Below are 9613 nucleotides of genomic sequence, written 5' to 3'. Positions count from 1 at the left end.
TAAAGGAGTCAGTAGCGGCGCTTTGACTACGCCTGTAAGAGTTCGTTACTGGACTGCTTCCGAATCCCCGTCTCTTTAGAGCGGGGAGGGTCAAAGTTACGAATATCGGTATTACTGGGTTGGTTGCGGAAAGGTTCGAGAGAACAAGGAATCGCGACCATTTGCCCGAGTAGTCCTAAGTCTGGGGGTGAAGGTTGGGGAGTGAGTGAGGGAGAAAAGTAGACATCTACTTGACGCACTTCTGAGGATACCTCTTTTCCGATCTTAACGTTGCCGAGAGGTGAGAGTAGCCCTTCAAGATATTGTTTGGCGAATTGGTCATGGGGTTGACGGGTCATTTCAGTTATCAGTTCCGACTGCTAAAGTAGGAGGCTTGAGACCTCAATTATTTTGGTCATTGATAGTTAAATTTTTCAATATTAACGGCGGACGGGTGCAGGGGAAGAAATGGCAGAGCGATCGCCTGGAGAGTCTTCAAAAATAGCCCCTCGTCGGATGAGATCGGCTTTTAAGGTTTTGCTAATTCCAAAGTTGTAGCCAAAGTGAGCTAATTCTACGATAGCTCCTCTGAGGTTAGTTTCTCTGAGGTTGGCTTCTCTGAGGTCGGTTTCTCTGAGGTTGGCTCCACTGAGGTCGGCTCCTCTGAGGTCGGCTTCTCTGAGGTTGGCTCCTCTGAGGTCGGCTAGTCTGAGGTTGGCTTTAATGAAGTTGACTCCTCTGAGGTTAACTCGTCTGAGGTCGGCTCCTCTGAGGTCGGCTTCTCTAAAGTTGACTCCTCTGAGGTCGGCTTCTCTGAGGTTGGCTTCAATGAGGTTGACTCCTCTGAGGTTAGTGAATTGTCGCATCCGAATTGCTTCAACGAGACGCAATTTCTCATTCGTTTGCTTCTCTTCTTCCTCAGTTAAAGTGCTGATCTCTTCGACTGCAACCCCTTCAAGTTCTTTGAGTTCTCCCGAGGCAAATAATTCTTCAATGCGCTTTAAACCCTCTTCTGAGCCTTCTATAATTAGTTTGATGCTTCCCTCTTGCAGATCGATTAGTTGAATTGAATTATCTCCACTAATTTCTCGTAAAAGAATCACGATCGCTTCTAATTTCGTGCGATCGCATTCTGCAAAGGTCGTCCCGATATGAATCCCCAAACGATTGCTCGTTTTTGGCTCTGGTTTTGGCGGTTCTGTAACATTCTCGGCTGGTGTATCGCCAATAAAAGTACAGTTATTGTATTGATGGCCTCCCACTTTTCCAGCCGCACCATTGACCGACTGAAGGTTCATTTGGGTCTCAACCGATTTTGACTCTTTTTCTGTCATCATCATTAGCGATCGCGGGTAATTCTTGTGGGTCAAACTTCTTTATTGGGGTTCTCGCCATCCTTCGTAAGTTGCTAGCAAAATATTAACATAGGGATTATCCGTCAGTTCTTTGAGTGCTTCCATACCTCCCGCTTTCAATGCACCGATCGCTCGTTCTTTGAGAGCGGGATCGCGATCGATTCCTTCAACCGCCACCGCGATCGTATTGCGAGTTTTTTCGGGAATATCGGGGGGATAGGAGCGATCGAGGATTCGCAACAATTGCTGAATTTCGGCGGCGGAATCAGCTAGATTTGCTTTAGCGTTGATTTGATTGCCCATAACTTTCCCAGCTATTCCGGTTACTTGACCGCCGCTTACATTCATTTCAACTTCGGTGTATTTTGATTGATTTTCTGTCATTGCTTTTGCCTCTGCGTTATTAATATTATGAATCGGTCTGCTGGCTGCCAGTTTCGCTAATTCCATTATGTCAGCACTTTTTTCTTTATAAATTTCGATTTCTCTCTCTTTTGCCTGCAATTTCTCCCGATACACCGCTTCGAGTAACTTCACTTCTGCATCATAGCGATCGCAAAAGGATCGCTCGATTTCTCCTTTATTCGTATTTTCGGGAACTTCAACTCTGACCACAAAAGAACCATCGCGTTTTTTCTCAATCGCTTGGATGGAAAGTTCGCGATCGTCTCCTTCTACTTGCAATCCTTGGAATGATTTGAGAAAAGCACTCCAATCAATTCCTTCTCTAAAGATGAGATCCACGGTTTCGAGAGATTTCTGCACGAGTCGGGCAAAATCTCCCGGTGCAAAGGTTTTATCGGGATCGGATGGCCTGCGATCGGTGAAGACTATCTCATTGTTTTGGTTTTCAGATTTTAAGTAAATGTATTCGCAAATAACATTTTCGAGATTGGTATCGCTATGAATATGCCAATCTTCAATACAAGCTCCTGTCAGATTTACACCGTCAAAGTTAGTATAGAGTGCTTGAGTTACGCGAAGGTCTGCTCCACTGAGGTCTGCTCCACGGAAGTCGGCTTCACTGAGGTCAGCAAAATCGAGTTTAGCTCCACGGAGTTCAGCTCCACGGAGGTCAGCTTCACTGAGATAGACACTACGAAGGTCAGCTTCGCTGAGGTCTGCTCCACTAAGATAGGCTTCACTGAGATTAGCTTCGCTGAGATTAGCTTCATTAAGGCTGGCTTCACTGAGATCGGCAAAACTGAGAAGGCTTCCTCTGAGGTCAGCAAATCTGCGTTCTAGCTGTCCGAGATAGCGATCGGCTTGCGTTTTGCCCCAAGTTTGATAGGTATATTACCAAATTCCGACAATATCTGCATCCGCAAGTCGTGTCAGGCGATATTCAGGCATTCTCTTCTACAAAATTGTTGGCGGTGGCGACGATCTCAGCCACCGAGCGATCGCTGAATTCTCCTCGTTCGGCTTGGTCAAAACCCAAGAGAACGGCATCTCTTAAGGCTTGACGCTTTATACATTTCCATGCTGCCTAAATTGACAAAGATTGTCAATGTTTGAGAGTCATTAGATTTTCTTTTTTCTCTGGAAATCTCTCGTGATTTTGAATCAATCACCACGGAGAGCCGATCGCAACGAAAGCCGACCAATAATAGGGATGTGCTAAATTAACTTGACCAAACGGCAAGTCTGGAGGCAATTCGATCGCACCACCAGAATTGATTAACTGACCTCCTTCCAAGCGAATATCGCCGCGAATCATGGCGATTTGTGCTTGTCGCAGAGCTTCGGCTTTAATCGGGGCGGTTTTAAGTTGCTGATAGAATTCACTCATCAGAGCAAGGGTACCAACGTCGCTCACAGACCAGAGACTCGCGATCGCGGTTTTCACTCCTGCTTGTACTGCCAGTCCTGCAAAGCCCAATTCTGCCTCGCGATCGCCTAATGCCGTTTGACAAGCGCTTAAAACCAACAATTCCACGGGAGGATCGCGCCAACCCAATTCATCAAGGCGCTCGAGGGAGAGTTGGCGATCGCTAAACTGAATGTAGGAGCGATCGGGGGCACCAGAGCGAAATTCGGCGTGGGTGGCGAGGTGTATGATTTCTACGGGGTTTTGTTGGCGCTCGGCTTGCAGGTTGGTGATGGTAAAATTTTGATTGAGGAAGGCTTTTCCCGGCCAAACTTCCGGAACGATCGCAGAAAGTTCGACTTCCACTCCCGGTAAAGGAAATTGTTCTTGAAATTCCGAGGCTCCCATGGCCAAAACTCGAGCGTTACGAACATCGGTATAGGTGGTTTCTGTGAGGCTAAAGGCAGGGATCGTCGCGAGGCTATATTTTTCAATGAGGAATTGTTCCCCATCGTACAGTGCCGCAAAAGGAAGCGATCGCAGATTTTCCCCGACGCAAAATAAAAGCGTGTCGATCTGTTGACTTTCGAGAATGGGTTCAATGGGTGCAATCAGCCATTGATAAAGCTGTCTGGCGGCTCCTTTATGAGCGGCACTATTGGCTCGGCGAGGGTTGGCAACTTCTCGGCGAAAGGTTTTCGCCATAATATCAATTTCGTGGCTATCTGCTTCGATAATGGTGCGGCTGATGGGTTCCCGACCGGGGGTAATGAGTAAGATAACGAGGTCGTCAGGGCGCGGAAATGCCCAAATAACCGCAGGATTTTTGCCCGTTTCTCGGGCGATATCGAGGAGTTTTTGCGCGATCGCGTCGGTTTGTTGGATCTGTTGTTCGAAACTTTGCCGATAGAAGTTTTGATAGTCCTTTTTCCAACCTGTTTCCACCATTGCGATCGCTTCTGATATTTCGCCGCGATCGAGGAGATTATCAAAACGAGATGGTTTCTCTTGGGATAGAGAAGGAAAGAGAGAGGAAAATGTTAGCAAAAACAGCAAAGACAGCAGAAATGGCAAAAGAAAAAACCTTTGCCAGCGATGTAATTTGCGGAAGAACCAAGCATTGAAAATATTCATAATCAGAATTCAAGCGAAAGGTTCGAGGATAATCATAATTTCTGTAATTTCTTCGCTGTTTCGGGAATTTTTGAGTTTCCGTTTTCGGTTAACTTCCGGGTTCGGAAGATTTTAAAAGTCTCAGAATTTTCCGATAAGTTTCTCGATTAAGAGTAACGGATTCTTTGCGATCGCTTTGTGGAAAAAGAACAAGAGTGAAAGTTTCTTCTTTTTCCGGTTCTGCAACAGTTTCCTCGCTCGCTTCGGTTTCTGCAACAATTTCCCCTTCTTCTTCTGGAGAAATCATCGGAGTCACGACTTCTTCATTGACTTCTGCTGGTATTTCTTCAGGAGCGGTAATAACTTCCTCGCTCGCTTCGGTTTCTGCAACAATTTCCCCTTCTTCTTCTGGAGAAATCATCGGAGTCACGACTTCTTCATTGACTTCTGCTGGTATTTCTTCAGGAGCGGTAATAACTTCCTCGCTCGCTTCGGTTTCTGCAACAATTTCCCCTTCTTCTTCTGGAGAAATCATCGGAGTCACGACTTCTTCATTGACTTCTGCTGGTATTTCTTCAGGAGCGGTAATAACTTCCTCGCTCGCTTCGGTTTCTGCAACAATTTCCCCTTCTTCTTCTGGAGAAATCATCGGAGTCACGACTTCTTCATTGACTTCTGCTGGTATTTCTTCAGGAGCGGTAATAACTTCCTCGCTCGCTTCGGTTTCTGCAACAATTTCCCCTTCTTCTTCTGGAGAAATCATCGGAGTCACGACTTCTTCATTGACTTCTGCTGGTATTTCTTCAGGAGCGGTAATAACTTCCTCGCTCGCTTCGGTTTCTGCAACAATTTCCCCTTCTTCTTCTGGAGAAATCATCGGAGTCACGACTTCTTCATTGACTTCTGCTGGTATTTCTTCAGGAGCGGTAATAACTTCCTCGCTCGCTTCGGTTTCTGCAACAATTTCCCCTTCTTCTTCTGGAGAAATCATCGGAGTCACGACTTCTTCACTAACCTCTGCTGGTATTTCTTTAGGGACGACAACAGTTTCCTCGATCGCCTCTGTTTCCGTAACAATTTCCCCTTCTTCTTCTGGAGAAACTATCGGAGTGACTTCTTCTTCACTAACCTCTGCTGGTATTTCTTCAGGGACGACAACAGCTTCCTCACTCGCTTCGGTTTCTGCAACAATTTCTTGTTCTACTGTTGTTTCCGAAGCTACGATCGCTTCCTCCTCTTCAGTGTCAACAACATCCGATAATTCTGTTTCTTTTGTTTCTGGAATTGTTTCCTCGACAACTTTTTCTATAGATTCTTCTTGATTAACTTGGGGTTCTTCCTTATTGTTTTGAAACCGAGAGAAAATATCCGCATTAAACGGAAAGGTCTCCTCATTAACCACAGGAAACTTTAAGAGAACCGTTTCATCATCGATCCGTTCAACAGCAACACAGCCAGTATTGAGAAAGAGTAAGATTGCAAAACAAAATGAGAGAAAAAGTTGTTTAAACTTCATTGTTGTCAACATGAGGTGTTGCTCCAAATTAAGTTATTGAAGAAGCAATTGAGCATCGCCGGGTTCTGGAAAATCGCGATCCGATGAATTATCCGAATCTGATTGAGGTTCGTCGTTGTTTGGACTAGGAGAAGAAGAGTCCTGATTTTCATTATTAATATCAGGACTAAAAACTTGAATCAGTGCTTGAATGAGTTCCTCTCGTTGCGGTCGAGTTAAGCGATCGATAACGGCAATATCTCCTTTTAAAGGATTATCTCGCAACGTTCGCGTTCCCGAATATCGACTTGAAAGAATTGTTTCATTTGCGCCTAAATAATCAGCAAGAGTGAGTTTCCAATCAAAACGATATTGCGGGGGGCGATTTTTCAGGTAAATGTGATAGTAAATCAAACGAGCGATTAAGGTGTTTTGAGATTCAACTTCTTTAGACTCTTGCGAAATATATTGGTTTTCCCGGGGAAAATCAGGCAGGAGTTCGTAAGTATTTTCCGCATCTCGAATCGTTTGTAATGTTTGGGCAATGACGGGAGAGCGATCGCTTCCCATCACCAAAATAATTGCCAAAACAACTGAAAATATACCGAAATGACGCAATAAATTCTGTTTCATTCTGCCTCCTCTTGCCTTCACTAGATGCGATCGCCTCTAAAGTATTGATTTAATCTCCGATAATTTCCGGCTGAGTCAATTCGTCAGACATTTCGATGACCGCACGGATCACGGGTTTCATTGCGGGATCGTCGAGATTCTCAAATTCTTCATAGCGTCGGCGTTTGGCGCGATGTGCCACTTGGACGGTAATGCGATAGCGGTTTGAGGCAGCAGCCATCAACTCGTCAGCACGAGACATGATTTCAGGAGAATTGAAAGGTAGCCGTTTAGACATGGGGGAATCAATCCGAATTAAGGCAATGATTGTCTGGTTTTGAGCCAATGAGCCAACAATAACGGTACAATCCGTTAATTGTTGCTGCAATGACTAGAGAACAGTCTAGCAAAGTTTTGCCAAGGGCTTCAGCAGATTTCGCGATTGGTTCAAGATACTTTTTTGATTGTCGCCATGCTGTCAATATTAACGCGAGGAATCTTAGCATAGGCTCGTTTAAATAACCCTGCTAAGACTTTACCCGGTCCCACTTCTACGATTTGTTCGACTGAGTTGGCGGCGATCGCGTCCATAATTTCCCGCCAGCGTACCGATCCGGTCATTTGTTGTTGCAAGCGTGCTTTTAATTCTCCGGCATTGGTTGCCGGAATGGTTTCGACATTGGAGAGAACGGGGATTTTTGCCTCGCTAAAATTCACCTTTGCTAAAATCTCATTAAATTGTTCTGATGCCGGTTTCATTAAATGAGAATGAAAAGCACCCGAAACATTTAACTCTACCGCGCGTTTGGTTTTCACAGCAGCTACGACGCGATCGACGGCTTCTGGGGTTCCAGAAATAACCACTTGTGCGGCACTATTATCATTAGCGAGGACGACATTGGCGGTTTTCTCGATTTCTCCTTGGAGTTGTTCGCGATCGAATCCCATCAGCGCATACATTTTCCCCCCTTCTGCCTTATCCATCAATTCTCCGCGACGCTTCACCAACTGCAATCCGGCTTCAAAATCGTAGACTCCTGCCGCATAGAGGGCAACGTATTCCCCCAAACTATGTCCGGCGACGTATTGGGGGGTTTGGACTGCTTCTTGGAGCAAATCGGCAAGAATCGCTTCAATCGTGTACAAGCAAGGCTGCGTGTAGAGGGTGCGAGAAAGTTTATCGGGTTCGTTTTGACAAACTTCGAGGATAGACCACCCTAAAATTTCTGCGGCGCGATCGAGTTTGGCTTTGGCAGAGGGAATCTCTTCGAGATCCGCTTGCATCCCGATTTTCTGCGATCCCTGTCCGGGGAAAACCCATGCTGTTGTTGTCATTGTTGTGATTTCTTCATAATTGCCAGCATTTATCTTAAAACTACGAGTCCTTTTTGCCTAATGCGCGATAATAATGCTATTTCTCAATCTCAAAAGCTCTTGTCTTCTTCACCCTCGAAACACCATCCCTTAAAACGCCTCCTTCGCTACGGACGCAAATATCGCTTATTAGTTTGGCAAGCGATCGCCTGCTCCATTCTCAATAAAATCTTCGATCTTGCTCCTCCCGTCCTCATCGGCATCGCTCTTGACGTAGTAGTACAAAAAGACCATTCTTTTATTGCTCGCTTCGGCATTACCCAAATTTTCCCACAACTGATCGTGTTATCAATTTTAACGGCGATCGTTTGGGGGTTAGAATCTGCTTTTCAATACGCTTATGAGCGATTGTGGCGCAATTTGGCGCAAAGCATCCAGCACGATTTGCGCCTCGATACCTACGCGCATTTACAAGACCTCGAACTCGCGTTTTTTGAAGAGCGCAGCACGGGAGGATTACTCGCCATTCTCAATGACGATATCAACCAACTAGAGCGCTTTTTGGATGTTGGAGCCAATGATATTTTACAAATTTGCACTGCCGTGCTGACGGTCGGGATCGGGTTTGCGATCGCTGCTCCTAATATCGCTTGGATGACGGCTTTACCCATGCCGATTATTGTTTGGGGATCTTTTATATTTCAAGGACTTCTCGCCCCTCGCTATGCAGAAGTTAGAGAAAAAGTGAGTTTGCTGAGCACTCGTCTTGCCAATAATTTAAGTGGAATTACTACGATTAAAAGTTTTACCACCGAAGCCTACGAATTGGAGCGACTGACCAAGGATAGCGAGGCTTATCGACAAAGCAATTATAAAGCGATCGCTCTCAGTGCCGCTTTTATTCCCCTCATTCGCATTGCCATTTTATGCGGTTTTACGGCGACTTTGTTGGTGGGGGGTTTAAATGTCGTCGAAGGGCGCTTATCCGTAGGAATTTATAGCTCTTTGGTGTTTATGACCCAACGTTTGCTCTGGCCTCTGACCAGTTTGGGGAAAACTTTGGATCAATATCAGCGATCGATGGCTTCTACTTATCGAGTAATGAGTTTGCTGGATACCCCCATTACGATTCCCTCTGGACACCTTTCTCTTCCTCATGCAAAAGGCGCGATCGCATTACAAGATGTTCATTTTACCTACAGCGATCGCAAACCCATCTTAGAAAATCTTTCCCTCACTATTCCCGCCGGACAAACCATCGGTATTGCCGGGGCGACGGGTTCGGGAAAAAGTACCCTTATTAAACTTCTCTTGCGCTTTTACGAGATCCAAGGGGGCAAAATTACCATTGATGACATCGATATTCGCGATATTCACCTGAAAGACTTGCGGCGAGCGATCGCTTTAGTCTCTCAAGATGTATTTTTATTTCACGGGAGCGTACAAGAAAATATCGCTTATGGAACTCCGGAAGCTACTTTGAATGAGATTATTGAAGCGGCAAAACTGGCAGAGGCGCATGAGTTTATCACACATCTTCCTCAAAAATACGACACGATTGTCGGGGAGCGAGGACAAAAACTATCGGGAGGACAGAGACAGCGTATCGCGATCGCTCGAGCCATCCTGAAAAATCCCCCCATTCTCATTCTCGATGAAGCGACTTCTGCGGTGGATAATGAAACCGAAGCCGCGATCGCGCGTTCCCTCGAACATATTACCGAAAATCGCACCACGATTGCGATCGCTCATCGTCTTTCTACGATTCGTAATGCGGATTGTATTTATGTGATGGATCGAGGGCAAATTGTCGAACGGGGCAAACATGAGGAATTGTTAGAACTCAATGGCATTTACGCGAATTTGTGGCGCGTTCAAACCGGGTTGCGATCGTGATGGATGTTGCTAAAATGAGAAGAAATCAATTTCAAGAAT

The 9613-nt window shown here is 45.6% G+C and carries 9 protein-coding genes and 1 pseudogene; 1 reads left to right on the top strand and 9 read right to left on the bottom strand.

Annotated features, from left to right (window positions below):
- Positions 1 to 26 precede the first annotated feature (26 nt).
- The 9 genes and pseudogenes from AC6RV6_RS23745 to fabD all read right to left on the bottom strand — a co-directional run bounded on the left by AC6RV6_RS23745 (position 27) and on the right by fabD (position 7699).
- On the bottom strand, positions 27 to 338 hold the full coding sequence (locus tag AC6RV6_RS23745; RefSeq protein ID WP_500243361.1) for a hypothetical protein: 312 nt from the start codon (positions 336 to 338) through the stop codon (positions 27 to 29).
- Between the two features lie 81 nt (positions 339 to 419).
- Positions 420 to 1349 (bottom strand): pentapeptide repeat-containing protein, encoded by a 930-nt coding sequence (locus AC6RV6_RS23740; RefSeq protein ID WP_500243360.1) that lies wholly within the window; start codon positions 1347 to 1349, stop codon positions 420 to 422.
- A gap of 6 nt (positions 1350 to 1355) precedes the next feature.
- Positions 1356 to 2099 carry a hypothetical protein gene (locus tag AC6RV6_RS23735; RefSeq protein ID WP_500243359.1) on the bottom strand — a complete coding sequence of 248 codons (744 nt, stop codon included), beginning with the start codon at positions 2097 to 2099 and terminating at the stop codon, positions 1356 to 1358.
- Positions 2100 to 2270: 171 nt separating this feature from the next.
- Positions 2271 to 2552: pseudogene (locus AC6RV6_RS23730) on the bottom strand (pentapeptide repeat-containing protein); the annotation flags it as partial.
- 352 nt (positions 2553 to 2904) lie between these two features.
- Positions 2905 to 4278 (bottom strand): CHAT domain-containing protein, encoded by a 1374-nt coding sequence (locus AC6RV6_RS23725; RefSeq protein ID WP_500243358.1) that lies wholly within the window; start codon positions 4276 to 4278, stop codon positions 2905 to 2907.
- An 88-nt stretch (positions 4279 to 4366) separates the two neighbouring features.
- The gene (locus AC6RV6_RS23720; RefSeq protein ID WP_500243357.1) at positions 4367 to 5773 is read right to left on the bottom strand and encodes a hypothetical protein; all 1407 of its coding nucleotides are present in this window, start codon (positions 5771 to 5773) and stop codon (positions 4367 to 4369) included.
- Between the two features lie 33 nt (positions 5774 to 5806).
- Positions 5807 to 6385, bottom strand: coding sequence for a hypothetical protein (locus tag AC6RV6_RS23715; protein WP_500243356.1), 579 nt, complete (start codon positions 6383 to 6385; stop codon positions 5807 to 5809).
- Between the two features lie 49 nt (positions 6386 to 6434).
- Positions 6435 to 6662: a DNA-directed RNA polymerase subunit omega gene (locus AC6RV6_RS23710; protein ID WP_500243355.1), complete on the bottom strand. Its 228-nt coding sequence runs from the start codon at positions 6660 to 6662 to the stop codon at positions 6435 to 6437.
- Between the two features lie 149 nt (positions 6663 to 6811).
- The gene (gene fabD / locus AC6RV6_RS23705) at positions 6812 to 7699 is read right to left on the bottom strand and encodes an ACP S-malonyltransferase (protein WP_500243354.1); all 888 of its coding nucleotides are present in this window, start codon (positions 7697 to 7699) and stop codon (positions 6812 to 6814) included.
- 60 nt (positions 7700 to 7759) lie between these two features.
- Between fabD and AC6RV6_RS23700 the strand changes: the two genes are divergently transcribed.
- Positions 7760 to 9574 carry an ABC transporter ATP-binding protein gene (locus AC6RV6_RS23700; RefSeq protein ID WP_500243353.1) on the top strand — a complete coding sequence of 605 codons (1815 nt, stop codon included), beginning with the start codon at positions 7760 to 7762 and terminating at the stop codon, positions 9572 to 9574.
- Positions 9575 to 9613: the final 39 nt, after the last annotated feature.

This window comes from Spirulina sp. LEGE 11439 (assembly GCF_059821285.1).
This window is presented reverse-complemented; position numbering and strand designations above follow the sequence as displayed.

Coding starts and splice junctions, on each gene's coding strand:
- AC6RV6_RS23745 (WP_500243361.1), bottom strand. CDS start 338: ATGACCCGTCAACCCCATGACCAATTCGCCAAACAATATCTTGAAGGG.
- AC6RV6_RS23725 (WP_500243358.1), bottom strand. CDS start 4,278: ATGAATATTTTCAATGCTTGGTTCTTCCGCAAATTACATCGCTGGCAA.
- AC6RV6_RS23720 (WP_500243357.1), bottom strand. CDS start 5,773: ATGAAGTTTAAACAACTTTTTCTCTCATTTTGTTTTGCAATCTTACTC.
- AC6RV6_RS23715 (WP_500243356.1), bottom strand. CDS start 6,385: ATGAAACAGAATTTATTGCGTCATTTCGGTATATTTTCAGTTGTTTTG.
- AC6RV6_RS23710 (WP_500243355.1), bottom strand. CDS start 6,662: ATGTCTAAACGGCTACCTTTCAATTCTCCTGAAATCATGTCTCGTGCT.
- fabD (WP_500243354.1), bottom strand. CDS start 7,699: ATGACAACAACAGCATGGGTTTTCCCCGGACAGGGATCGCAGAAAATC.
- AC6RV6_RS23700 (WP_500243353.1), top strand. CDS start 7,760: ATGCGCGATAATAATGCTATTTCTCAATCTCAAAAGCTCTTGTCTTCT.